The following is a 24,869-nucleotide window of genomic DNA, read 5'->3' on the forward strand; positions in this document are numbered from 1 at the left end:
CTACGCACCACCAAAACCCGCCGAGCCCTGAAGTTCACCCCAAATCAGGCAAGTTGCCTCCAACGAATTGGTGATGTGATCCCGTTCACCGTCGTCCCTCTTGTCGCACGAGGGAAGCCGATCTATCGTCGTGATGTATCGAGTCGATACATCAGAGCGAGATAAGCGCACCGCGGACGAGAGGAGGCGACCATGAGCCGGCGCTCCGGCATCCTTGAGTTCGCCGTCCTCGGTCTGCTCCGCGAGTCCCCGATGCACGGCTATGAGCTGCGGAAACGCCTCAACACGTCACTCGGCGTGTTCCGTGCCTTCAGCTACGGAACGCTCTACCCCTGCCTCAAGACGCTGGTCGCCAACGGCTGGTTGATCGAGGAGCCGGGAAGCACCGCCGAGGACGCTCTCGCCGCGCCGCTCGCCGGCCGCCGCGCCAAGATCGTCTACCGGTTGACGGCCGAAGGTAAGGAGCACTTCGAGGAGCTCCTGTCCCAGACCGGCCCCGACGCGTACGAGGACGAGCACTTCGCGGCGCGGTTCGCCTTCTTCGGGCAGACCTCGCGCGATGTGCGGATGCGCGTGCTGGAGGGCCGCCGCAGCCGGCTGGAGGAGCGCCTGGAGAAGATGCGCGCCTCGCTGACGCGCACCCGGGAACGCCTCGACGACTACACGCTTGAGCTCCAGCGCCACGGGATGGAGTCCGTGGAGCGCGAAGTGCGCTGGCTGAACGAGCTCATCGAGAGCGAGCGGGCCGGGCGGGACCTGAAGGGTTCCGCCTCCGGGGGGTCCGCTCAGCAGAACACCACCAATGGAGCGCCGGGCGCCCTGCCCCGGTCCGGGGATTCTCTCCGGCCGGATGCGTCCGACGACACCGCCACGTGAGACCCGTTCAGGGCCTCACTCGTACACACAGGGAGCAACCGGAATGGGTTCGGTTCGCGTAGCCATCGTCGGCGTGGGCAACTGCGCCGCATCGCTGGTGCAGGGCGTCGAGTACTACAAGGACGCCGACCCGGCGTCCAAGGTCCCCGGCCTGATGCACGTGCAGTTCGGCGACTACCACGTCAAGGACGTGGAGTTCGTCGCCGCGTTCGACGTGGACGCCAAGAAGGTCGGCCTCGACCTGGCGGACGCCATCGGCGCCTCCGAGAACAACACCATCAAGATCTGCGACGTGCCCAACACCGGTGTCACCGTCCAGCGCGGCCACACCCTCGACGGTCTCGGTAAGTACTACCGCCAGACCATCGAGGAGTCCGAGGCCGAGCCGGTCGACGTCGTCCAGATCCTCAAGGACAAGCAGGTCGACGTCCTCGTCTGCTACCTGCCCGTCGGTTCCGAGGCCGCGGCGAAGTTCTACGCCCAGTGCGCCATCGACGCCAAGGTCGCCTTCGTCAACGCCCTCCCGGTCTTCATCGCCGGCACCAAGGAGTGGGCGGACAAGTTCACCGAGGCCGGTGTGCCGATCGTCGGTGACGACATCAAGTCGCAGGTCGGCGCCACCATCACGCACCGCGTCATGGCGAAGCTGTTCGAGGACCGGGGCGTCATCCTGGACCGCACGATGCAGCTGAACGTCGGCGGCAACATGGACTTCAAGAACATGCTCGAGCGTGAGCGCCTGGAGTCCAAGAAGATCTCCAAGACGCAGGCCGTCACCTCCCAGATCCCCGACCGGGACCTCGGCGAGAAGAACGTCCACATCGGCCCGTCCGACTACGTCGCCTGGCTCGACGACCGCAAGTGGGCGTACGTCCGCCTGGAGGGTCGCGCCTTCGGTGACGTCCCGCTGAACCTGGAGTACAAGCTCGAGGTCTGGGACTCCCCGAACTCCGCCGGTGTCATCATCGACGCCCTGCGTGCCGCGAAGATCGCCAAGGACCGCGGCATCGGCGGCCCGATCCTCTCCGCGTCCAGCTACTTCATGAAGTCCCCGCCGGTCCAGTACTTCGACGACGAGGCCCGCGAGAACGTGGAGAAGTTCATCCGCGGCGACGTCGAGCGCTGACCCGGCACACCGCCGGGCGCTGAAGCTCCACCGCTCAAGCTCGCAAAAATCGCTCCTGCCAGGGCTCAGAAGGGTCCCCGGGTCATCCGATCCGGGGACCCTTCTCCTGTCTGCGGCCCCATATGTGAGGCTGTGCCCCATGCCCGTCGTCCGCGACCTGCGTGTCCTGCTGAGCCTGCGGAACTTCCGCTGTCTACTCGTCATACGCCTGCTCTCCCAGGGAGCGGACGGCGTCTACCAGGTCGCCCTCGCCGCCTACGTCGTCTTCTCCCCCGAGAAGCAGACCTCGCCGGCCGCGATCGCCTCTGCCATGGCCGTCCTGCTCCTCCCTTACTCCCTCGTGGGCCCCTTCGCCGGCGTCCTGCTGGACCGCTGGCGCCGCCGCCAGATCTTTCTCTACGGCAATCTCCTGCGCGCACTGCTGGCCGCGGCCACCGCTGTCCTCATGGTCAGCCACGTCCCCGACTGGCTCTTCTACGCCTCCGCCCTCTGCGTCACGGCCGTCAACCGATTCGTCCTTTCCGGTCTGTCCGCCGCACTGCCACGGGTGGTCGACACCGACCGGCTGGTGCTCGCCAACTCCCTCTCCCCGACCGCCGGCACCCTCGCCGCGACCGTCGGCGGCGGACTCGCCTTCGCCGTACGGCTGGCAGCCTCGGATTCCGATGCCGCCGTGGTGCTGCTGGGTGCCACGCTGTACCTGGGCGCGGCCCTCGCCTCCCTGACCATGGCCCCCGACCTCCTCGGCCCGGACCGGAAGCCGGCCCAGCCGAGCCTGGGAGCGGCGGCGATCACCACAGCGCGCGACCTCATGGAGGCGATTCGGCATCTCGCCGCACCGCGTCGCCGTGAGGCAGCCTGGGCACTGGTCAGCATGACGGCGATGCGCTTCTGCTACGGCGCGCTGCTCGTCCTGGTGCTGATGCTGTGCCGCTACGCCCTCTCCTCCGACCCGGACGACGGGCTCGGGTTGCTGGGGCTGGCCCTGAGCATCTCCGGAGCGGGATTCTTCGCCGCGGCCGTGATCACGCCATGGACCGCGGGGCGGCTCGGCCCCGGCCGCTGGATCGTCGTGTGCGCCGCGTCGGCAGCCGTACTGGAGCCCGCCCTGGGCCTCCCGTTCACGACCGTTCCGATGCTCGTCGCCGCCTTCGTCCTGGGACTCATCACCCAGGGCGCGAAGATCGCCACGGACACCCTCGTGCAGTCGTCCGTCGACGACGGCTTCCGCGGCCGGATCTTCTCCGTCTACGACGTGCTCTTCAACGTCGCCTTCGTCGGGGCCGCCGCTGTAGCCGCGCTGATGCTTCCGCCGGACGGCCGCTCCGCGACCCTCGTCATCACGGTCGCCCTTGTCTACGCAGCGGTTGCCGCGGCCATGGCCCGCTTCGAGTACGACCGCCGGGCACAACAGGATCACGCGACCCCTCAGTGAGGAGAGAAGACCAAAGAGAGAAGAGGGGCGATGTTTCACGTGAAACATCGCCCCTCGTTGCGTCACGGCGTGGTCATGTTTCACGTGAAACATGACCACGCCGTGCCCCTTCAGCCCTGCCCGGCCCACCACTCCTTGAGCGCGGTCACCGCCGCGTCGTGCCCCATCGGCCCGTTCTCCAGCCGAAGCTCCAGCAGGTGCTTGTAGGCCTCGCCGACCTCCGGGCCGGGACGGATACCCAGGATTTCCATGATCTGGTTGCCGTCGAGGTCCGGACGGATCGCGTCGAGCTCCTCCTTCTCCTGGAGTTCGGCGATGCGCTGCTCCAAACCGTCGTAGGCACGGGAGAGCGCCGCGGCCCGTCGCTTGTTGCGGGTGGTGCAGTCGGACCGGGTGAGCTTGTGCAGACGGTCCAGCAGTGGGCCCGCGTCACGGACATAGCGACGGACCGCCGAATCCGTCCACTCCCCGGTGCCGTAGCCATGGAAGCGCAGATGGAGTTCGACCAGCTGCGAGACGTCCTTCACCAGCTCGTTGGAGTACTTCAACGTCGTCATGCGCTTCTTGGTCATCTTCGCTCCGACCACCTCGTGGTGGTGGAACGAGACCCTGCCGTCGTTCTCGAAGCGCCGGGTGCGCGGCTTGCCGATGTCGTGCAGCAGCGCGGCGAGCCGGAGGGTGAGGTCGGGGCCGTTCTCCTCCAGCGCCATGGCCTGTTCCAGGACGATCAGCGTGTGCTCGTAGACGTCCTTGTGCCGGTGGTGCTCGTCGCTCTCCAGCCGCAGGGCAGGCAGCTCGGGCAGGACATGGTCGGCGAGGCCGGTGTCGACGAGCAGGGTCAGCCCCTTGCGGGGGTGGGCCGAGAGGATCAGCTTGTTCAGCTCGTCCCGGACCCGCTCGGCCGAGACGATCTCCAGACGGCCGGCCATGTCCTTCATCGCCGCGACGACCTCGGGGGCCACCTCGAAGTCGAGCTGGGCGGCGAAGCGGGCGGCCCGCATCATCCGCAGCGGGTCGTCCGAGAAGGAGTCCTCGGGCGTCCCCGGGGTGCGCAGCACACGCAGCGCCAGGTCTTCGAGACCGCCGTGGGGGTCGATGAACTCCTTCTCCGGCAGCGCCACCGCCATCGCGTTGACCGTGAAGTCACGGCGGACGAGGTCCTCCTCGATGGAGTCCCCGTACGACACCTCGGGCTTGCGCGAAGTGCGGTCGTAGGCCTCGGACCGGTAGGTGGTGACCTCGATCTGGTAGCCCTGCTTCTGCGCGCCGACCGTACCGAAGGCGATCCCGACCTCCCAGACAGCATCCGCCCAGGGCCGGACGATCTTCAGTACGTCCTCGGGGTGGGCGTCGGTCGTGAAGTCCAGGTCGTTGCCGAGCCGGCCCAGCAGCGCGTCCCGAACCGAGCCGCCGACCAGGGCAAGGGAGAACCCGGCCTCCCGGAATCGGCGGGCGAGGTCGTCGGCGACGGGCGCCACCCGCAGCAGTTCGCTCACCGCGCGCTGCTGCGCCTGGCTCAGGACAGGAGGAGTGTCTTCATTGGCGTTCGGCACAACAGAACAGGGTACGTGCCCCAGACGGTCCGAAGCGCCTCCATATTCCGGCAGCGCCCCATGTAAAGCCTCCGTTGCGGAGGGGTGGGACATCTCACTCCGTACTCCCGCAAGCGCATCTGTTCGGCGCTTAACAGAGTCTCCTGACGATACTGGATATAGGGGACGGCCCGACCTCGTCTCCCGATCTTGAGGAGCAGACCGCGGCACTTCCGTTCAGCGCACCTCGTTACCATGCGTGGACGCACATTCCGACGACCACTGACGACGACGAGGGACGGACGAGCGCGTGGCCGAGGCGGCAGACTTCCAGGGGACGCCCTCACCTGCCCGCCGCTGGCTGCGGCGCACCGGGGCACTGCTCGCGGGTGCGCCCCTGCTGGCCGGACTGATGCAGCTGTCCACGGCGGCGCCGGCCCAGGCGGCCGGCTCGGACACGGTGTCCGTCGCCCTGGACTCGCTGAGCCCCAGCGCCCCCAGCGACGGGGACACGCTGACGGTCTCCGGCACGGTGACCAACAACGGCAAGCAGGCCGTCACGGACGCGCACGTGGACCTGCGGATGGGCGGCCTGCTCAGCACGCGCTCCGAGATCGACACGGCCGCCCGGCACTCCGAGGACCTCCAGTCGGGCCTGGGCACCGAGGTCGGCGGCAAGTACACCGAGGACTTCGACTCGCTCCCTTCGGGGGTCGCGGAGCACTTCAGCATCTCCGTGCCGGTCGACAAGCTGGACCTTGGCCAGGACGGCGTGTACCAGTTCGGCGTCTCCCTGTCCGGCAAGACCTCCGCGCAGCAGTGGGACCAGGTCCTGGGCATCCAGCGGACGTTCCTGCCGTGGCAGTCCTCCGAGGCCGACACCAAGACGAAGACGACGTATCTCTGGCCGCTGATCTCCACCGTCCACGTGACGGCGAAGACGGGCGCCGGCGAATTGCAGACGCCCGTCTTCCAGAACGACGACCTCGCCAAGGAGATCTCGCCCGGCGGCCGGCTGGCCCAGATGCTGGCGCTCGGCAAGGATCTCGACGTCACCTGGGTGATCGACCCGGATCTGCTGGCCTCCGTGGACGCGATGACACGCAACTACCGGATCCAGGGCACCGGCGACACCACCACGGCCGGCACCCATCAGGCGGTGGCCAAGCAGTTCCTGGCCAACCTGCAGGACGCGGTGACGGACAAGGAGGTGGTGGCCCTTCCCTTCGCCGACCCGGACCTGGCCTCCCTCGCCCACAACGGCACCAGCGTGACCGGCTCGCTGAGCCACCTCAAGGACGCCACCGACGTGGCCGCCACCACCGTGAAGACCGTGCTCCATGTCACACCGAACACCGACTTCGCGTGGCCCGTGGACGGCGCCGTCGACCCCTCGATCATCAAGGTCGCCACCTCGGCGGGTGCCGACAAGGTGATCGCCCGCAGCGACAGCCTCCAGGAGACCGGCGGGCTGACGTACACGCCCTCGGCGGCGCGCCCCATCGGCGGCGGCACTACGGCGGTGGTCGCCGACGCGCGGCTGTCCACGACGTTCCAGGGCGATCTGACGAACGCCGACTCCGCCACCCTCGCGGTGCAGCAGTTCCTCGCCCAGAGCCTCGCGCTGAACACCCAGACCGGCAAGCAGCGCAGTATCGTCGTCGCCCCGCAGCGGATGCCCACGGCAAGCCAGGCCCAGGCGATGGCGACGGCGATCACCGCCCTGCAGGACGGCAACTGGTCGCAGTCCCAGGACCTCGAGGCGGCCGCCAAGGACAAGCCCGACCCCGGGGCGACGACGAAGATCCCCTCGTCGTCCGCGTACCCGTCCTCGCTGCGCAAGCAGGAACTGCCCCGGACGGCTTTCGAGCAGATCGCCCGCACCCAGGACAAGCTCGACAACTTCCAGGTGATCCTCACCGACGAGTCGCGGGTGGTGACCCCCTTCGGGCGGGCCATAAACCGCGAGATGTCCACGTCGTGGCGGGGCCGCGGCAGTGCGGCGGACAGCTTCCGTACGAGCGTGGAGTCCTGGCTCGACGACCTCATCGGCCAGGTCAAGCTGATCGACAAGTCCGAGACCAAGCTCTCCGGGCGCAGCGCCACCATCCCGGTGACCGTGCAGAACAACCTGGTCCAGGGTGTCGACCACCTCGTCCTGCGGCTCACCTCGACCATGCCGACGCGGCTGGAGATCGGCGGCAAGCCCTACTACGAGCAGCCGGTCGAGGTCTCCGGCGGCCACAGCCAGTCCGTGAAGTTCTCCACCTCGGCCAATGCCAACGGCCGGGTCGAGGTCACCGCCCAGCTCTACACCGAGGACGGCCAGGAGTACGGTGCGCCCGTCAGGTTCGACGTGAAGGTCACCGAGGTCACACCGACGGTGATGCTGGTCATCGGCGGCGGCGTGCTGCTGCTGGTGCTCGCGGGCTTCCGGATGTACACCCAGCGCAAGCGGGCGGCCGCCCGGCGGGCCGAGGAGGGCGACGGCCCCGACGAGACGGGCGGGGACTCTCCGGACGCTCCCGACGCCCCGGAGGCTCCCAGCACCCTGGAGACTTCCGGCCCCCCGGAGACTTCCGGCGCCTCGGAGGCCAGGAGCCCCGAGGTCACCGGGGGCGCCGACGGGCCGGGGAACCCCGCTGCCCGTGGGGATCGTCTCCAGGAGGAGTCCGTCGCCCGGTCCCGGGAAGACGACCCGGAGCAGCCGAGTGACCCGACACCGGACACCGCACCGGAAAGCGCCGACCCGTCCGAGACGGGTGAGAGAGTGGACCGTTGAGCGATGTCGTGGCCGGTGGGCCCGGGACGATGAGGCAGGGGTAACCATGAACGCGCCGTACGACGGTGAAAGCGGCCAGGGCGCGGCCGGTTCGGGCTACCCCGAGCCGCCGCCGGAGCCCGGCCAGGTCCCGCCGCAGCAGGCGGCTGACATGTACCTCCAGGACGCCTACGACCAGGACCCCTACCGGGCACGCGACCTCTCCGCCCAGGACCCGGTCGCCGAGGCGCTCTACGACCGCGCCGCACACCCCCCGCCGGCTCCGGGCAGCTACCCGCAGCAGCCGCTGTACGGGCAGCCCGCCCAGTCGCCGTACGCCCCCGACCCGCACGTGTGGGCCCAGACCCCGGCGCCGGAGCCGGACGCCCCGAGCCAGTACCTCCCGTACGGCGACAACCCGCGCACGACCCAGTTCGTGGGCGTGGACGACCTGGTGTCGCACTCCGGTGAGGAGCGCCACGAGCCGGACGCCTTCGCCCATCTCTTCCGCGACCAGCAGCAGAGCGGCTATCCGAACCAGCAGCAGAACGGCTACCGGAATCCGCAGCAGGACGGCGGGCGGCTGCCGTCTGAGCCCCCGGCGGTGCCGGGTCCGGCGGTCGCCCCGGGAGGGCCCGGGCAGGTGCCGCCGTACCAGGCACCGACGCCGCCGGCCGCTCCGACGGCCGCGGTCGACCAGACCCTGAACCTCGGTGCCGTGCCCGCCGCGGCCCCGGCGTCCGCCCCGGTGTCCGCGCCCGCGAAGAAGGGCGGGAAAGCCGCGGGCCTGCTCAAGTCGAGCGCCGTGATGGCGGCGGGCACGATGGTCTCCCGCCTCACCGGCTTCGTCCGGTCCGCGCTGATCGTCTCCGCGCTGGGCGTCGGTCTGCTCGGCGACACCTTCCAGGTCGCGTACCAGCTGCCGACGATGATCTACATCCTGACCGTCGGCGGCGGCCTCAACTCCGTCTTCGTACCGCAGCTGGTGCGGGCCATGAAGGAGGACGAGGACGGCGGCGAGGCCTTCGCCAACCGTCTGCTGACCCTCGTCATGGTGGCGCTGGGCCTGCTCACCGCGGCCACCATCGCGGCCGCGCCGTTCCTGATCCGCCTGCTGTCCGACTCGGTCGCCAGCGACCCGGCGGCCAACGAGGTCGGCATCACCTTCGTCCGCTACTTCCTGCCCTCGATCTTCTTCATGGGCATCCACGTGGTGATGGGTCAGATCCTCAACGCGCGCGGCAAGTTCGGCGCGATGATGTGGACCCCTGTCCTCAACAACATCGTCATCATCGTCACCCTCGGCCTGTTCATCTGGGTGTACGGCACGGCCGCGCACTCCGGCATGAAGGTCACGACCATTCCGCCGGAGGGCCAGCGGCTGCTCGGCCTCGGCGTGCTCCTCGGGCTCGTGGTCCAGGCCCTGGCGATGATCCCCTACCTGCGCGAGACCGGGTTCCGGCTGCGGCTGCGCTTCGACTGGCGGGGCCACGGCCTCGGCAAGGCCGCGACCCTCGCCAAGTGGACCGTGCTGTTCGTCCTCGCCAACCAGGCGGGCGCGCTGGTCGTCTCCCAGCTGTCGACCTCGGCCGGCAAGAGCTCCCCGGTCGACGGCACCGGCTTCGCCGCCTACGCCAACGCCCAGCTGATCTGGGGCCTGCCGCAGGCCATCATCACGGTCTCCCTGATGGCCGCGCTGCTGCCCCGCATCTCCCGCTCGGCCGCCGAGAACGACACGGGCGCCGTGCGCGACGACATCTCCCAGGGCCTCAGGACGACCGCCGTCGCGATCGTCCCCATCTCCTTCGGCTTCTTCGCCCTCGGCATCCCGATGTGCACCCTGATCTTCGGTTCCTCGGGCATCAGCGAGGCCACCAACATGGGGTTCATGCTGATGGCCTTCGCCCTCGGCCTGATCCCCTACTCGGTGCAGTACGTCGTCCTGCGCGCCTTCTACGCCTACGAAGACACCCGCACCCCCTTCTACAACACGGTCATCGTCGCGGCGGTCAACGCGGGCGCCTCGGTCGCCTGTTACCTGCTGCTCCCGGCCCGCTGGGCGGTGGCGGGCATGGCCGCCTCCTACGGTGTGGCCTACGCGATCGGTGTCGGGGTGGCCTGGCGGCGGCTGCGCAAGCGGCTCGGCGGCGACCTGGACGGCTCCCGGGTCACCCGCACCTATGCCAGGCTCTGCATCGCTTCCGTACCGGCCGCGCTGCTCAGTGGTGCGGCCTGCTACGGCATCGGCCACACTCTGGGGCAGGGCGTGATCGGTTCCTTCGCCGCGCTGCTGGCCGGCGGGGCGGTCCTGCTCGGCGTCTTCTACGTCGCCGCGCGCCGCATGCGCATCGAGGAGCTCAACTCCCTCGTGGGCATGGTGCGCGGGCGTCTGGGGCGCTGAGGCGGGGGTAAGCGCACAACCATCGTTCGCCGCCGCGTGTCGTGCATAGCGGGGGACTGTGGGCACAATTGGTTTCGGCGTCGGACAGCGTGCAACGGATGGGGAGGCAGGAACGACGGTGGCGGAACGGAGCACGGCTGCCGTCGACGTGGCAGACAACAGCGGTGACAAGCCGCTGACCGCCAAGGCGGACCAGTCCACGGCCGACGGGGTGGCCAAGAACCCGGAGCGGGACACGGACAGCGACGAAGCACAGGGAAACGGCATGGCCGCGGGTGCTGAGAAGCAGGCCGCACCCCCTGAACTGCACAGCGGGCACAAGCTCGCCAGACGCTACCGTCTTGAGGAGTGCGTCACCCGTCTGGACGGATTCAGCAGTTGGCGTGCGGTCGACGAGAAGCTTCGCCGTGCCGTCGGCGTCCATATCCTGCCCGCCGACCATCCACGGACCCGTGCGGTGCTGGCCGCCGCCCGCTCCGCCGCACTTCTCGGGGACCCGCGCTTCGTGCAGGTGCTGGACGCCGTCGAGGAGAACGACCTCGTCTACGTCGTCCACGAGTGGCTGCCGGACGCGACGGAGCTGACCGCGCTGCTCGCGGCCGGACCGCTGGAGCCGCACGACGCCTACCAGATGGTCAGTCAGATCGCCTCCGCCATGGCGGCCGCGCACCGCGAGGGACTGGCGCATCTGCGCCTGAACCCGAACGCGGTGCTGCGCACGTCCACCGGGCAGTGGCGCATCCGCGGCCTGGCGGTGAACGCGGCGCTGCGCGGTATCAGTTCCGACACCCCGCAGCGCACCGACACCGAGGCGATCGGTGCCCTGCTGTACGCGGCGCTGACCCAGCGCTGGCCGTACGAGAGCGATGCCTACGGTCTGGCCGGGCTGCCCAAGGACGTCGGCCTGATCGCACCCGACCAGGTGCGTGCCGGTGTCCACCGCGGCCTGTCCGAGCTCGCCATGCGGGCTCTCGTCAACGACGGCGCCACCGCCTCCCGCCACGAGTCCGCGTGCACCACGCCGGAGGAGCTGGTGAAGGCGATCGGCGAGATGCCCCGCATCCGTCCGCCGGAGCCGGCGTTCACGGCACCGCCCGAGTACCAGCGCACCACGTACCAGCAGGGCACCTACGGCCGTCCCACGCCGCCCGGCGTGACACAGCCGCTCCAGGCCCCGCCGCCACCGCTGCAGAGCCGTACCGGCAAGGCGCTGAAATGGGCCGTCTCGGCCCTTCTCATCGCCGCCCTGGGCCTGGGCAGCTGGCAGCTCGCGGACGCCCTGATGGACCAGGGCGACAAGTCCGGCGGAGACACCACCAACACCCAGACGACGGACGACGGCGACAAGAACAGCGCCAGCCCGGCGCCGGCCGCCGCGATAAAGATCCAGGACGCGCAGGAGTACGTCGCCAAGGGCGATGCCCAGCATCCGAACGACGTCAGTAAGACGTACGACGGGAGCACCTCGACGTACTGGAGGACGAACACCTTCGTGAGCGGACCGGAGCTTGCTCCGTACAAGCCAGGTGTGGGGATCGTCTACGACCTGGGCTCCGCGAAGGAAGTCACCACGGGAACCATCTCCCTTCGCTACTCTGGCGATCACACAACGGTCGCGCTGTACGCCGCCGACTCGCTGAACCCGGGATCGATCAGCTCGATGACGCAGATCGGCAGCGTCACCACCACCGGGAACACCGCCACGGTGAAGGTCAGCAAGAAGGTGAAGAGCCAGTACGTGCTCATGTGGATTACCGCCGTGCCGAATTCGGGTGCGGATCCCGACGCGTACGCACAGGCCGGCTACAAGCAGGCCGTCACCGAGGTGAAGTTCACCGGCTGACGTCTCACCGGCGGCACCGAAGGCGGAGGGGGCAGATGGCGGAGGGCGCCGGATACGGCGGAGTGAGCGACCAGGATCTGCTCGCCCGCCATGTGGAAGGCGACCCCGATGCCTTCGGTGAGATCGTGCGACGGCACCGGGACCGGCTCTGGGCGGTCGCCCTGCGGACCCTGGGGGACCGCGAGGAGGCCGCTGATGCCGTCCAGGACGCCCTGGTATCCGCCTACAGGGCCGCGCATACCTTCCGGGGCCAGTCGGCCGTCACAACGTGGCTGCATCGGATCACGGTCAACGCCTGCCTCGACCGCGCGCGCAAGGCGGCCTCCCGCAAGACCGCTCCCGTCGACGACACCGAGCGGCTGGAGCAGCTGCTGGAACCGCATGAATCGGCCTCCGCTCCGGCCGAGCGGAACGATCTGCACCGCCAGCTCCTGGAAGCGCTCGGCACCCTGCCCCACGACCAGCGCGCCGCACTCGTCCTCGTCGACATGCAGGGCTATCCGGTCGCCGAGGCGGCCCGGATCCTCGATGTACCCACCGGGACGGTGAAGAGCCGCTGTGCTCGCGGCAGAGCCAGACTCCTCCCGCTGCTCACCCATCTACGGCCGGAAAGCACCGGTGACGAAAACGACCGGGACCCGGCACGGAACCGGGCGGAGGGGACATCCGTCCCACCCGCAGCGGGACCTCAGAACGGGGGCCCGCAGGACACCGGGCCGAGTGATCCAGCCGCAGTGAAGGGCGGAGGTGGGCGAGCATGACTTCGACGACAGACACGACCGGGCACCCGGACGTCGCGGAGATCTCCGACCTCACCGAGGGTCTGCTCCCACCCGCCCGGACGGAGGAAGTACGACAGCACCTGGACGGGTGCGAACTCTGCGCCGACGTCCATACCTCGCTGGAGGAGATCCGGGGTCTGCTGGGCGCGCTGCCGGGCCCCCCGCGCATGCCGGCCGATGTCGCGGACCGTATCGACGCCGCCCTCGCCGCCGAGGCTCCGTTGAAGGCGACGGCACCCGTGGCTCATGTTTCACGTGAAACATCTCCCCGCGAGACGCCGTCCCCGGGGGACCGCCCTGCCGGGCGGCCGAGTGGCTCCGCCGGTCCCGGCCGCAAGGAGCGCGGACGCAAGCACGGTCGACGCCGCCACACGGTCGTCCTCGGCGCGGTCTTCACCGCCGCCGTTCTCGGCGCCGGTTCCTACTTCCTGCAGTCTCTCGGCGGCGACGGGACCCCGACGGCTCAGAGCAAGCCGACGGCCTCCGCCGGATCCTTCTCCAAGACCACCCTCCAGGGCCAGGTGAAGGATCTCCTCGGCACGAAGCCGAGCACGCAGCGGGGCTCCCAGAAGCCCTTCAGCGTGGAGTCCCAGCCCAGCGGCAAGCCGAGCTCGACGCCAAGCCCGACGGTCAAGCTCCAGCCCACGACACAGGTGCCTGTGTGCGTGCGCCAGGGCATCAGCCAGACCGATCTTGTCCTCGGCGCGAAGAAGGGGACCTACGAGGGGCAGGACGCCTATCTCGTCGTGCTCCCCGACTCCTCCGATGCCTCCCGGGTGACGGCCTACGTCGTCGACGCGTCCTGCGACAGCAAGGGGGCGGCCTCCCCCGGCAAGGTCCTCCTGACGGAGTCCCTGGCTCGTCCCTGAGCGTCCCCCGGCGACGGTCTGAGCGGCTCTACGCATCGTCTCGCCCCAGCGTGGAAATCCGTACGGTGTCGGATGCCCGTGTGCCCGGACACACCGGGAATGCGCGCCCCTTAGGATCCGTTGGGTGGGGTGAGAGCTTCTGAGGAAGCTCCCACCGGTCGAATGACGTAGACCAGAGACGAGGAATCAAGCCGTGAGCGACGTCCGTAACGTGATCATCATCGGCTCCGGGCCCGCCGGCTACACGGCGGCGCTCTACACCGCGCGCGCGTCGCTGAAGCCCCTGGTGTTCGAGGGGGCCGTCACCGCGGGCGGTGCCCTGATGAACACCACCGAGGTGGAGAACTTCCCGGGCTTCCGCGACGGGATCATGGGCCCCGATCTCATGGACAACATGCGGGCGCAGGCCGAGCGCTTCGGCGCCGAGCTGATTCCGGACGACGTCGTCTCCGTCGACCTGACCGGTGAGATCAAGACCGTCACCGACACCGCCGGCACGGTCCACCAGGCGAGGGCCGTCATCGTCACCACCGGTTCCCAGCACCGCAAGCTCGGTCTGCCGAACGAGGACGCCCTCTCCGGACGCGGCGTCTCCTGGTGTGCCACGTGTGACGGGTTCTTCTTCAAGGACCAGGACATCGCCGTGATCGGCGGTGGCGACACAGCAATGGAGGAGGCCACCTTCCTCTCCCGGTTCGCCAAGTCCGTGACGATCGTCCACCGCCGGGACACCCTGCGCGCCTCCAAGGCGATGCAGGAGCGCGCCTTCGCCGACCCGAAGATCAAGTTCGCCTGGGACAGCGAGATCGCCGAGGTCCAGGGCGAGCAGAAGCTGGCCGGTCTGAAGCTGCGCAACGTCAAGACCGGCGAGCTCTCCGACCTGCCGGTGACCGGTCTGTTCATCGCGATCGGCCACGACCCGCGCACCGAGCTCTTCAAGGGCCAGCTGGACCTCGACGAGGAGGGCTACCTCAAGGTCGCCTCGCCCTCGACGCACACGAACGTGACGGGGGTGTTCGCCGCCGGTGACGTGGTGGACCACACCTACCGTCAGGCGATCACCGCAGCCGGTACCGGCTGCTCCGCCGCTCTCGACGCCGAGCGTTTCCTCTCCGCCCTCGCGGACGAGGAGAAGGCCGCGCACGAGAAGACCTCCGTCTGACCTTCCCCCTTCCACCCCACCACCGCACGATCAAGTAAAGGAGCCCGCCGTGGCCGGCACTCTGAAGCATGTGACCGACGCCGACTTCGAAGAGGTCGTCCTCAAGAGCGACAAGCCCGTCCTGGTGGACTTCTGGGCCGAGTGGTGCGGCCCGTGCCGCCAGATCGCTCCGTCGCTTGAGGCGATCGCCGCCGAACACGGCGAGAAGATCGAGATCGTCAAGCTGAACATCGACGAGAACCCGAACACGGCGGCCAAGTACGGCGTCATGTCGATCCCGACCCTGAACGTCTACCAGGGTGGCGAGGTCGCCAAGACCATCGTCGGCGCCAAGCCGAAGGCCGCGCTCGTCCGCGACCTCGAGGACTTCATCGCCGAGTGATGTTTCACGTGAAACACGAATGGGCCAACCCCTGGGGGTTGGCCCATTCGCTTTGAGGCGCTCAGAGCGGCCGCAGCGCCGGCTCCTTCTGTACGGCCCCCAGAAGCCTGTCGAGCGCCATCTCCACGTCTTCCTTCCAGGAGAGCGTCGTCCGCAGCTCCAGCCTCAGCCGAGGGTGCGAGGGGTGCTGTCGGACCGTCTTGAAACCCACAGCCAGCAGGTGCTCGGCAGGCAGCAGACAGGCCGCTTCCTTGTAGCGGGCGTCGCCGAACGCCTCGATCGCCTTGAAGCCCCGCCGCAGCAGATCCTTGGCGACCGTCTGCACCATCACGCGTCCGAGCCCCTGCCCCTGATAGCCGGGCATGACGAAGCCGGTCATGAGCTGGACGGCGTCCGATGACACCGGGCTCGTGGGAAACGCCGTGGAGCGGGGAACGTAGGCAGGCGGAGCGTAGAGCACGAAGCCGACCGGTACGTCGTCGACATAGACCACTCGGCCGCACGATCCCCAGTCGAGCAGGACGGCGGAGATCCAGGATTCCTTCTCCAGCGCGGCTGTACCCGCTCTCACCGCTGCTTCGCTGCTGACGGGATCCAGCTCCCAGAAGACACACGAGCGACAGCGCTGGGGAAGGTCCTGAAGGTTGTCCAGCGTGAGCGGTACGAGCCGACGCCCCATGAAGGCTGTTCCTCGCTTCCTTCGCCCGCGGCGTCGCGAGCGGCTGTCAGAGCGCTGCGTTCCCTGAGCAGACTGCCGAAGAATCCGACGGTCGCGCCCAGTCCCAGACCCGCGCTCACCAGTCCGGTGCGGCTCATCGATCGCATGGCCCCCGCCTCTCTCAGAGGTGCTGCCAGCTGTCAGGTGGATGCGCCATACCGAACGCATCGTATCCACACAGCGTTTCCATCGATACCGCCTGAAAGCAAAGAGCGGACCGTGTTCCGGTACACACCGGACATGGTCCGCTCTCTGGGCGACAGGGCGCCGACCGGGCGGGAAACGCCCGGGACGGTCAGTCCTCGGACTCCACAGGCTCCTCGGAGGCCGTGGGGTCACCGTCGTGGATGCCCTGGTGCAGAACCGGTCCCTCACCGGGGGCGAGCGTGCCCAGGATCCGCTCAAGGTCTTCCATCGATGCGAACTCGACGGTGATCTTGCCCTTCTTCTGCCCCAGGTCGACCTTCACCCGTGTCTCGAAGCGGTCCGAGAGCCGGGTCGCGAGGTCGCTCAGGGCCGGCGAGACCCGGGCGCCTGCCCGCGGTCCCTTGGCACGGGTCGTCGTCTGGGGCCGCGAGCCCATGAGGGTCACGATCTCCTCGACGGCCCGTACCGACAGTCCCTCGGCGACGATCCGGTGGGCCAGCCGGTCCTGCTCCTCCGAGTCGTCGACGGAGAGCAGCGCCCGGGCGTGCCCGGCCGACAGGACTCCGGCGGCCACCCGGCGCTGGACCGCCGGGGAGAGCTTCAGCAGCCGCAGGGTGTTGGAGACCTGAGGGCGGGAGCGCCCGATGCGGTCGGCCAACTGGTCGTGCGTGCAGTTGAAGTCCTTGAGCAGCTGGTCGTAGGCAGCGGCCTCTTCCAGCGGGTTCAGCTGAGCGCGGTGCAGGTTCTCCAGCAGCGCGTCCAGGAGAAGCTTCTCGTCGTCCGTCGCCCGGACGATTGCCGGGATCGCCTCCAGGCCGGCCTCTCGGCAGGCCCGCCAGCGCCGCTCGCCCATGATGAGCTCGTAGCGGGAGGGGCCCAGCTGCCTGACGACGACGGGCTGGAGGAGGCCGACCTCCTGGATGGAGGTGACCAGCTCCTGCAGAGCGTCCTCGTCGAAGACCTCACGCGGCTGACGCGGGTTCGGCGTGATGTCGTCGAGGGGAATCTCCGCGAAGTGGGCTCCCATCGGAGGAGCGGGCGTCGCCGCCCCCACGCCGAATACCGAGGGCTCCTCGGTTTCATGTGAAACAGCCGGCAGCGTCGTCACCTTGGCCGCAGCGACGCCGCGGTCGGTCGTCAGCACCGGAGCCGCGGCGGGGGACGGCACTACCGTTCCCCCCACGGCCGTCTGGGCCGGGGTCATCTCGGTCGGGGCAGCTGGGATCAGCGCACCGAGACCACGACCCAGCCCCCTCCGTCGCTCGCTCACTGGATCCCCTCCACCATGTTCGGGTTGCTCTGAGCGCCGATATGGGCCTGCGTCGGGTCGTAGCTGACCCCGATGCCCTTCAGCGCGATTTCTCGGGCCGCCTCAAGGTACGAGAGGGCACCGCTCGATCCAGGATCGTAGGTCAGTACCGTCTGCCCGTAGCTCGGCGCCTCGGAGATACGGACCGAGCGGGGAATGCTCGTCCGCAGCACCTCGTCACCGAAGTGGCTGCGCACCTCGTCCGCGACCTGGGAGGCAAGGCGCGTCCGGCCGTCGTACATGGTGAGCAGGATGGTCGACACATGCAGGTCGGGGTTGAGGTGCCCCCGTACCAGGTCGACGTTGCGCAGCAGCTGGCCCAGGCCCTCCAGCGCGTAGTACTCGCACTGGATCGGGATGAGCACCTCGGCGCCCGCGACGAGCGCGTTGACCGTCAGCAGGCCGAGCGAGGGCGGGCAGTCGATGAGGATGTAGTCCAGCGGCTGCTCGTACGCCAGGATCGCCCGCTGAAGCCGGCTCTCACGTGCCACCAGGGACACCAGCTCGATCTCCGCACCGGCGAGATCGATCGTGGCGGGGGCGCAGAAGAGACCTTCGACGTCCACCACCGGCTGGACAACCTCCGCCAGCGGCTTGCTCTCGACCAACACGTCATAGATGGACGGAACTTCGGCGTGGTGGTCGATCCCCAGCGCAGTGGACGCATTGCCCTGTGGGTCGAGGTCGATCACCAGGACACGGGCACCATGCAGAGCCAGCGACGCGGCAAGGTTGACGGTGGTCGTCGTCTTGCCTACACCGCCCTTCTGGTTGGCGACCACCATGACTCTGGTCTGCTCCGGACGTGGCAGTCCTTCGCCGGCGCGGCCCAGGGCTTCCACCGCAAGTTGGGCAGCACGACCGATGGGAGTGTCGTCCATCGGAGGCGGTGTTTCACGTGAAACATCCGCCCCCATCGACTCGGTACGGGGACCGGGGACCGGATCGGTCATCGGTCCCGCGATGTTGGCGTCGGACCGCAAGGATTCACTCTCCTCGACTTCAGGCTCGCAATGAACAGAGCCTCCCATGTCTTCGGGGTCATGAACCAGTGAGGCCTGTTGTTCTGTGGAGAAATCCACCTCTGTGGACAACTCCGTGCCCCTCAAGGGGGACGGAGTGTCACCAGAGGCCCCCTCTCCGAGGGCTCCGAGAGATTTTCGGTCGCGTGGTTCGGCCGCGGCGCGGGTCCGGCCGATGATGCCGTGCAGCAGTGAGCGACGTTTCACGTGAAACACGATGCACAGCGAGCAGTTCCGAAAAGCCGCGACACTCCGTCATGCGTAGGTTTGGCAGCTTGTGTGGAGTACGTCTGGTCGTCAGGACGGATCAGCGGCGCCTACGTGCCCTCCCGGTACGAGCCGCCTTCGCCCGCTTGGCTGCGAAGCGCACACCGCCCGGGCTCTCCCCGACCTCCACACGGACGACGGTCGACAGCGGATCCACCACGCCCTCACCCACATGCAGGATCGACGTGGACACCGCACCGAGCTTGGTCAGCGCCGTGGCCGCGGCCTTCAGCTCCTCCTCCGCCGTGTCCCCCTTGAGGGCGAGCATCTCGCCGTAGGGGCGCAGCAGCGGGACCCCCCAGGCGGCCAGCCGGTCCAGCGGGGCCACTGCGCGGGCCGTGACCACGTGCACCGGAGGCAGCTTGCCCATGACCTCCTCGGCGCGGCCACGGACCACGGTCACATGGTCCAGGCCGAGCAGCTCGACGACCTCGGTCAGGAAGTTGGTGCGCCGAAGCAGTGGCTCCAGCAGGGTGATGTTGAGGTCCTCCCGGACCAGCGCCAGCGGAATGCCCGGCAGGCCGGCTCCGGAGCCCACGTCGCACACCGTCACCCCCTCAGGGACGGCCTCCGAGAGCACCGCGCAGTTCAGCAGGTGCCGCTCCCACAGGCGGGGCACTTCCCGTGGGCCGATCAGACCACGCTGCACGCCTGCCTCGGCGAGCAGCTCCGCGTAGCGGACCGCATCGGCGAAGCGCTCGCCGAACACTTCCCGCGCCTGCTCAGGCGCCGGGGGGAGCTCCGCAGCCTCCGTCACGGGGACCGTCCTTCCGTACAGCGCCGGTGCTCCGCGCACCGGCCACCAGAACTACCAGGCTGACAAAGTTCGGCCCCGCCTGCTCAACAGACGGGGCCGGTACAACGAGGGGACCGCTCAGGCGGGCAGTACGACGACGAACCGCTGCGGCTCCTCGCCCTCGGACTCGCTGCGCAGCCCGGCCGACTTGACCGCGTCGTGCACGACCTTGCGCTCGAACGGGGTCATCGGCTTGAGCTTCACGGGCTCACCGGTGCTCTTCACCTCGGCGGCGGCCTTGGCGCCCAGCTCTGAGAGCTCGGCGCGCTTCTTGGCGCGGTAGCCCCCGATGTCGAGCATCAGCCGGCTGCGATCACCGGTCTCCCGGTGCACGGCCAGGCGGGTCAGCTCCTGGAGCGCCTCCAGCACCTCGCCGTCACGGCCGACCAGCTTCTGCAGGTCACGGCCGCTCGAGTCGCTGATGATCGACACGGAGGCGCGGTCTGCCTCGACATCCATGTCGATGTCACCGTCGAGGTCGGCGATGTCCAGCAGACCTTCGAGATAGTCCGCCGCGATCTCGCCCTCCTGCTCCAGGCGGGTCAGGGTGTCTGCACCCTCGGCAGCGGCGGAGGTGGTGCCTTCCGTCACGGGATGGGCTCCTTCTTACTTCTTGGACGGGGACTTGGGGCGCTGCGGACCGCCCTTGCGCTGACCGGACTGGGCCCTGCTGCGGCCGTTGGAGCCGCCCTTCGGGGCCTGCTTGGCGGCCGGCTTGGCATCCTGCGGCTCGTCGGACTTCTCCAGCGAGGTCGTCGTGTCCGCCTCGTCGGCGGAATCCGACGCGTCCGAAGAAGCCGACGCGGAGTCGCCGGCCGCCTTCGTGACGCCGGACTGCCGCTGGGCCTTGGTCTGGCGCTTGGGCTGCTGGCGCCTGGCGGCGCCGGTGGTCGTGACGCCGTCCTCGGTCTGTGCGACGGCCGGGGCCTCGCCCTTCGCCACGGTGCCGTCGGCCTGGGCCACGAGACCGGACTTGGTCAGCGCGTTGATGAACGAACGCTCGAACTCGTTGCGGTCCCGGCCCTTGGCGACGATCGCCTTGACGATGGTCTTCTCGCTGCGCCGACGGGTCTTGCCGTGGTGCGTGACGTGCTTGGTGAGGCGCTCCAGGTAGGCGGCCTGGGCCTTGGAACCCGGGGTCGGGTTGTTGCGGATGACGTACATCTGCTGGCCCATGGTCCACACGTTGGTGGTCAGCCAGTAGACGAGGACACCGACCGGGAAGTTGATACCGAAGACGGCGAACATGACCGGGAAGACGTACATCAGCATCTTCTGCTGCTGCATGAACGGCGTCTTCACCGTGGTGTCGACGTTCTTCGTCATCAGCTGGCGCTGCGTGTAGAACTGCGACGCCGACATCAGGACGATCATGACCGCGGTGACGACGCGGACGTCCGTGAGGGAGGCACCGAGCGCCTCCACCTTCGAGGAGCCGTCCGTGAACTTCGCGGCGAGCGGGGCCCCGAAGATGTGGGCCTTACGGGCGCTGGCGAGCAGCGACTCGTTGATGACACCGATCGTGGAGCCCGTCGCGATGCCGTTGAGCACGTGGTACAGGGCGAAGAAGAACGGGGACTGCGCCAGGATGGGAAGGCACGAGGAGAGCGGGTTGGTACCCGACTCCTTGTACAGCTTCATCATCTCTTCGGACTGACGCTGCTTGTCGTTCTTGTAGCGCTCCTGGATCTTCTTCATCTCGGGCTGGAGCGTCTGCATGGCCCGGGTCGCCTTGATCTGCTTCACGAAGAGCGGGATCAGGCAGATCCGGATCAGGATCACCAGGGACACGATGGACAAGCCCCAGGCCCAGCCCGTGTCGGGACCGAAGATCTTCCCGTACACCGAGTGGAACTGGACGATGACCCATGAGACGGGTGTCGTGATGAAGCTGAAGAGGCTGGCAATCGTGTCCACTAATCATGCTCCTTGGGCATGGGACGAAGTCTCTGCGGCCGGGCTCGAAGGAAGCTCGGAGGGAGGCTTCTCCTCGGTGGCCGGTTCGGCGGCGGAGGGCCCGCCCCTGCGTGCACGCCAGGCGTCACGCAGCATTTCGTGCCACCGCGGGCGCTTGCGCGGCGGAACATGGTCCACACCGCCGAGCGACCACGGATTGCACCGCAGGATGCGCCAGGCCGTGAGTGCCGTGCCCTTGATCGCACCGTGCCGGTCGATGGCCGTGTAGCCGTAGTGGGAGCACGACGGGTAGTACTTGCACACCGGGCCCAGCAGTGGACTGATCGTCCACTGGTACAGCTTGATCAGAGCCAGCAGCGGGTACTTCATCGCGCGCCCCCTCCCAGCAGCCGCTCGATGGCGGCGTCCAGGTCTCGGGCCAGCTGTGCATGGTCGGCGTCGCCCGCTCCGGGCAGCGCTCGTACGACTACCAGGCTACCGGGGGGAAACAGGGCGACTCGCTCACGCATCAGATGACGCAGTCTGCGCTTCACGGCATTGCGCACCACGGCACCACCCACGGCCTTGCTCACGACGAAACCCGCACGCGTCGGGGGAGCGCTCTCCCCAGGCGCGTGCGGGTCCGTGGCACCGCTACGAAGGTGGACGACGAGGGACGGGCGACCTGCCCGGCGCCCCCGTCGTACCGCGGTCGCGAAGTCCTCGCGCCGCCTCAGCCGATGCTCGGTAGGCAGCACGACGTCATGACCTGACCGGGATCAGGCGGACAGGCTGGCGCGACCCTTTGCACGACGGTTCGCGAGAATCGCGCGACCGGCACGGGTACGCATCCGCAGGCGGAAGCCGTGGGTCTTGGCGCGACGACGGTTGTTCGGCTGGAAGGTGCGCTTGCTCACTCGGGGGCTCCAGAAATCAAATCGGTGTGGCGGGTGCCGTCCTGGCTGTCACCGTGCGCCCACGAGTAGCTCGCATCACGCCCGAGTGCACCGCTTCCCGATCACCTTCAGCGATCTGTGCCCATCGGAGGCAGGCGGCAGCAGCCATCGACAACTCGACCTGGTTACGGTACGCGGGGCTACGCCATTCGGTCAAACCAGCGGTGACGGAGAGACACTATCCACAGCCTGGGGACAACAACTTGAACCGCAGCCGCCACGCTGACTACCGTGGCTGAACTCCGATTCGTTCCTTTATCCCCGCCCGACCTGATTTTCATCCCGACCCGTCCTCGAACCACACGTTCGTGGGACCTGTGAGAGAGCGTGCCCTGTGGCTGACGTACCTGCCGATCTTGCCGCAGTGTGGCCACGAGTACTGGAGCAGCTCCTCGGTGAGGGCCGCGGTCAGGGTGTGGAGGCGAAGGACGAACACTGGATCAGGCGCTGCCAGCCGCTCGCGCTGGTCGCGGACACGGCTCTGCTCGCCGTACCGAACGAATTCGCGAAGAACGTACTGGAGGGCCGTCTGGCCCCCATCGTCAGCGAGACCCTGAGCCGTGAGTGCGGGCGCCCGATCCGGATCGCGATCACCGTGGACGAGTCCGCGGGCGAGCCCCCGGCCCCGCCGGCGCCCCCCGTGCAGAAGCCGCGCTACGACGAGCCCGAGCCCCCGCCGTCGCCGTACGACGGAGGGTACGGCCGGCACCGCGCCGACCAGCTGCCGGACCAGGGCGGCCGCGACCAGCTGCCCACCGCCCGTCCCGCCTACCCCTCCGAGTACCAGCGCCCCGAGCCCGGCGCCTGGCCGCGCCCCGGACAGGACGAGTACAGCTGGCAGCAGCCGCGGCTCGGCTTCCCGGAGCGCGATCCCTATGCCTCGCCGTCCCAGGACGCGTACCGCTCGGACGGCTACGGCGGCCAGGACCCGTACGCCCAGGAGTACCGCCCGCAGCAGCCGCTGGACCGGCCGCCGTACGAGCAGCAGCGCGCCGAGTACGAATCGCCGCGCCCGGACTACGACCGGCCCGACTACGACCGCTCCGACTACGACCGGGCCGGTCACGACCGGCCCGCGCATGACCGGTCCGCCCACGACCGGTCCGACTACGACCGGGACTCCGGGCGCCGTGAGCTGCCCGAGCCCCCGGGCGGGCCGGCCCAGGGGCACCGGGGCGGGCCCGGACGACCGGACATGCCGACCGCCGGCGGGCCCGGGCCACTGGGTGCGAAGCCCGCGCCGGCCGGCGGCCCCGGTGAGCCGACCGCCCGCCTGAACCCGAAGTACCTCTTCGACACGTTCGTCATCGGCGCGTCCAACCGCTTCGCGCACGCGGCCGCGGTCGCCGTCGCCGAGGCGCCGGCGAAGGCGTACAACCCCCTCTTCATCTACGGGGAGTCGGGACTCGGCAAGACGCACCTGCTGCACGCGATCGGGCACTACGCGCGGAGCCTCTACCCGGGCACGCGGGTGCGGTACGTGAGCTCGGAGGAGTTCACCAACGAGTTCATCAACTCCATCCGCGACGGCAAGGGCGACAGCTTCCGCAAGCGCTACCGCGAGATGGACATCCTGCTCGTCGACGACATCCAGTTCCTCGCGGACAAGGAGTCGACGCAGGAGGAGTTCTTCCACACCTTCAACACGCTCCACAACGCGAACAAGCAGATCGTGCTCTCCAGCGACCGGCCGCCCAAGCAGCTGGTCACGCTGGAGGACCGGCTGCGGAACCGGTTCGAGTGGGGTCTGATCACCGACGTCCAGCCGCCGGAACTGGAGACGCGGATCGCGATCCTCCGCAAGAAGGCGGTCCAGGAGCAGCTCAACGCCCCGCCGGAGGTGCTGGAGTTCATCGCCTCCCGCATCTCGCGCAACATCCGCGAGCTGGAGGGCGCGCTGATCCGGGTGACGGCGTTCGCGTCGCTCAACCGGCAGCCGGTCGATCTCGGGCTGACCGAGATCGTGCTGAAGGACCTGATCCCCGGGGGGCAGGACTCCACGCCGGAGATCAGCGCGTCGGCGATCATGGCGGCGACCGCGGACTACTTCGGGCTCACCGTCGAGGACCTGTGCGGGAGCTCGCGCGGGCGGCAGCTGGTCACGGCGCGGCAGATCGCGATGTACCTGTGCCGGGAGCTGACGGATCTGTCGCTGCCGAAGATCGGGGCGCAGTTCGGGAACCGGGACCATACGACCGTGATGCACGCCGACCGGAAGATCCGGGCGTTGATGGCGGAGCGGCGGTCGATCTACAACCAGGTGACGGAGCTGACCAACCGCATCAAGAACGGCTAGTCCTACGGCGTTCAGGGCGCCCTTGGGAGAGATCCCGGGGCGCCCTTTCGGCGTCCTGGGGTGGTGCCGAGGCGTGGTCCGCTGCGGGTCCGTGGGGGCTTGTCGCGCAGTTCCCCGCACCCCTGACGGGGCGCGTGCCCTGAACGGGGTCACAGGCAAACGCCCCCCGCTGTTCGATTACCGGCCTGGTTACGGGCGTCCTCCACAGATTTGCCGACTTTCTTGCGTCCACACCCTGGGGACTGTGAAGTTGTCCCGAACGTCGTCCACAGGCTGGGGGCTGAAACGGCATC

The 24,869-nt window shown here is 68.8% G+C and carries 21 protein-coding genes; 11 read left to right on the plus strand and 10 right to left on the minus strand.

Annotation, left to right across the window (positions count from 1 at the left end; all coding sequences use genetic code 11):
- Positions 1-192 precede the first annotated feature (192 nt).
- The 3 genes from ACGF5O_RS17775 (at position 193) to ACGF5O_RS17785 (ending at position 3,437) form a co-directional block, all read left to right on the plus strand.
- Positions 193-876, plus strand: a complete 684-nt coding sequence (locus ACGF5O_RS17775) for a PadR family transcriptional regulator (RefSeq protein ID WP_393810800.1) — start codon at positions 193-195, stop codon at positions 874-876.
- Positions 877-919: 43 nt separating this feature from the next.
- Positions 920-2,002 (plus strand): inositol-3-phosphate synthase, encoded by a 1,083-nt coding sequence (locus tag ACGF5O_RS17780; protein ID WP_393810801.1) that lies wholly within the window; start codon positions 920-922, stop codon positions 2,000-2,002.
- 139 nt (positions 2,003-2,141) lie between these two features.
- Entirely contained in the window at positions 2,142-3,437 is a 1,296-nt protein-coding gene (locus ACGF5O_RS17785; protein WP_393810802.1) for an MFS transporter, read from the plus strand.
- Positions 3,438-3,547: 110 nt separating this feature from the next.
- On the opposite strand, the gene ACGF5O_RS17790 is transcribed toward ACGF5O_RS17785, so the two are convergent.
- Positions 3,548-4,990: a CCA tRNA nucleotidyltransferase gene (locus tag ACGF5O_RS17790; RefSeq protein WP_393810803.1), complete on the minus strand. Its 1,443-nt coding sequence runs from the start codon at positions 4,988-4,990 to the stop codon at positions 3,548-3,550.
- Positions 4,991-5,279: 289 nt separating this feature from the next.
- On the opposite strand from ACGF5O_RS17790, the gene ACGF5O_RS17795 reads away from it, so the two are divergent.
- The 7 genes from ACGF5O_RS17795 to trxA all read left to right on the plus strand — a co-directional run bounded on the left by ACGF5O_RS17795 (position 5,280) and on the right by trxA (position 15,169).
- Complete coding sequence (locus ACGF5O_RS17795) at positions 5,280-7,751, plus strand: DUF6049 family protein (protein ID WP_393810804.1); 2,472 nt, start codon at positions 5,280-5,282, stop codon at positions 7,749-7,751.
- A gap of 46 nt (positions 7,752-7,797) precedes the next feature.
- Complete coding sequence (gene murJ / locus ACGF5O_RS17800) at positions 7,798-10,131, plus strand: murein biosynthesis integral membrane protein MurJ (protein WP_393810805.1); 2,334 nt, start codon at positions 7,798-7,800, stop codon at positions 10,129-10,131.
- 118 nt (positions 10,132-10,249) lie between these two features.
- Complete coding sequence (locus ACGF5O_RS17805; RefSeq protein WP_393810806.1) at positions 10,250-11,974, plus strand: protein kinase family protein; 1,725 nt, start codon at positions 10,250-10,252, stop codon at positions 11,972-11,974.
- 35 nt (positions 11,975-12,009) lie between these two features.
- A complete protein-coding gene (gene sigM / locus ACGF5O_RS17810; protein WP_393810807.1) occupies positions 12,010-12,735 on the plus strand; it encodes an RNA polymerase sigma factor SigM in 726 nt (241 codons plus the stop codon).
- Positions 12,732-13,625 carry an anti-sigma factor family protein gene (locus ACGF5O_RS17815; RefSeq protein WP_393810808.1) on the plus strand — a complete coding sequence of 298 codons (894 nt, stop codon included), beginning with the start codon at positions 12,732-12,734 and terminating at the stop codon, positions 13,623-13,625. The genes sigM and ACGF5O_RS17815 overlap by 4 nt, the downstream gene beginning before the upstream one ends.
- Before the next feature lie 193 nt (positions 13,626-13,818).
- Complete coding sequence (gene trxB, locus ACGF5O_RS17820; RefSeq protein WP_362580651.1) at positions 13,819-14,787, plus strand: thioredoxin-disulfide reductase; 969 nt, start codon at positions 13,819-13,821, stop codon at positions 14,785-14,787.
- Between the two features lie 49 nt (positions 14,788-14,836).
- On the plus strand, positions 14,837-15,169 hold the full coding sequence (gene trxA / locus ACGF5O_RS17825) for a thioredoxin (RefSeq protein ID WP_089100462.1): 333 nt from the start codon (positions 14,837-14,839) through the stop codon (positions 15,167-15,169).
- Positions 15,170-15,230: 61 nt separating this feature from the next.
- Here the strand turns inward: trxA and ACGF5O_RS17830 are convergent, their stop codons facing one another.
- The 9 genes from ACGF5O_RS17830 to rpmH all read right to left on the minus strand — a co-directional run bounded on the left by ACGF5O_RS17830 (position 15,231) and on the right by rpmH (position 22,241).
- Positions 15,231-15,848, minus strand: coding sequence for a GNAT family N-acetyltransferase (locus tag ACGF5O_RS17830; protein WP_393810809.1), 618 nt, complete (start codon positions 15,846-15,848; stop codon positions 15,231-15,233).
- A 334-nt stretch (positions 15,849-16,182) separates the two neighbouring features.
- Positions 16,183-17,304 carry a ParB/RepB/Spo0J family partition protein gene (locus tag ACGF5O_RS17835; protein ID WP_393810810.1) on the minus strand — a complete coding sequence of 374 codons (1,122 nt, stop codon included), beginning with the start codon at positions 17,302-17,304 and terminating at the stop codon, positions 16,183-16,185.
- Positions 17,301-18,374 carry a ParA family protein gene (locus tag ACGF5O_RS17840; protein ID WP_393811085.1) on the minus strand — a complete coding sequence of 358 codons (1,074 nt, stop codon included), beginning with the start codon at positions 18,372-18,374 and terminating at the stop codon, positions 17,301-17,303. The genes ACGF5O_RS17835 and ACGF5O_RS17840 overlap by 4 nt, the downstream gene beginning before the upstream one ends.
- Positions 18,375-18,672: 298 nt before the next feature.
- Positions 18,673-19,389, minus strand: a complete 717-nt coding sequence (gene rsmG / locus ACGF5O_RS17845) for a 16S rRNA (guanine(527)-N(7))-methyltransferase RsmG (RefSeq protein ID WP_362580644.1) — start codon at positions 19,387-19,389, stop codon at positions 18,673-18,675.
- Between the two features lie 117 nt (positions 19,390-19,506).
- Positions 19,507-20,019 (minus strand): protein jag, encoded by a 513-nt coding sequence (locus ACGF5O_RS17850; protein ID WP_393810811.1) that lies wholly within the window; start codon positions 20,017-20,019, stop codon positions 19,507-19,509.
- A gap of 15 nt (positions 20,020-20,034) precedes the next feature.
- A complete protein-coding gene (yidC, locus tag ACGF5O_RS17855; protein ID WP_393810812.1) occupies positions 20,035-21,345 on the minus strand; it encodes a membrane protein insertase YidC in 1,311 nt (436 codons plus the stop codon).
- Positions 21,346-21,348: 3 nt separating this feature from the next.
- Positions 21,349-21,714 carry a membrane protein insertion efficiency factor YidD gene (yidD, locus tag ACGF5O_RS17860; protein WP_093500828.1) on the minus strand — a complete coding sequence of 122 codons (366 nt, stop codon included), beginning with the start codon at positions 21,712-21,714 and terminating at the stop codon, positions 21,349-21,351.
- Positions 21,711-22,082: a ribonuclease P protein component gene (gene rnpA / locus ACGF5O_RS17865; protein ID WP_362580638.1), complete on the minus strand. Its 372-nt coding sequence runs from the start codon at positions 22,080-22,082 to the stop codon at positions 21,711-21,713. The genes yidD and rnpA overlap by 4 nt, the downstream gene beginning before the upstream one ends.
- Positions 22,083-22,103: 21 nt before the next feature.
- Positions 22,104-22,241, minus strand: coding sequence for a 50S ribosomal protein L34 (rpmH, locus tag ACGF5O_RS17870; protein WP_015659252.1), 138 nt, complete (start codon positions 22,239-22,241; stop codon positions 22,104-22,106).
- A gap of 373 nt (positions 22,242-22,614) precedes the next feature.
- Here rpmH and dnaA point away from each other — a divergent pair, with 373 nt between their 5' ends.
- Positions 22,615-24,576, plus strand: a complete 1,962-nt coding sequence (gene dnaA / locus ACGF5O_RS17875) for a chromosomal replication initiator protein DnaA (protein WP_393810813.1) — start codon at positions 22,615-22,617, stop codon at positions 24,574-24,576.
- The last annotated feature ends 293 nt before the right edge of the window (positions 24,577-24,869 follow it).

This window comes from Streptomyces sp. NPDC048291 (assembly GCF_043201715.1).
Lineage (GTDB): Bacteria > Actinomycetota > Actinomycetes > Streptomycetales > Streptomycetaceae > Streptomyces.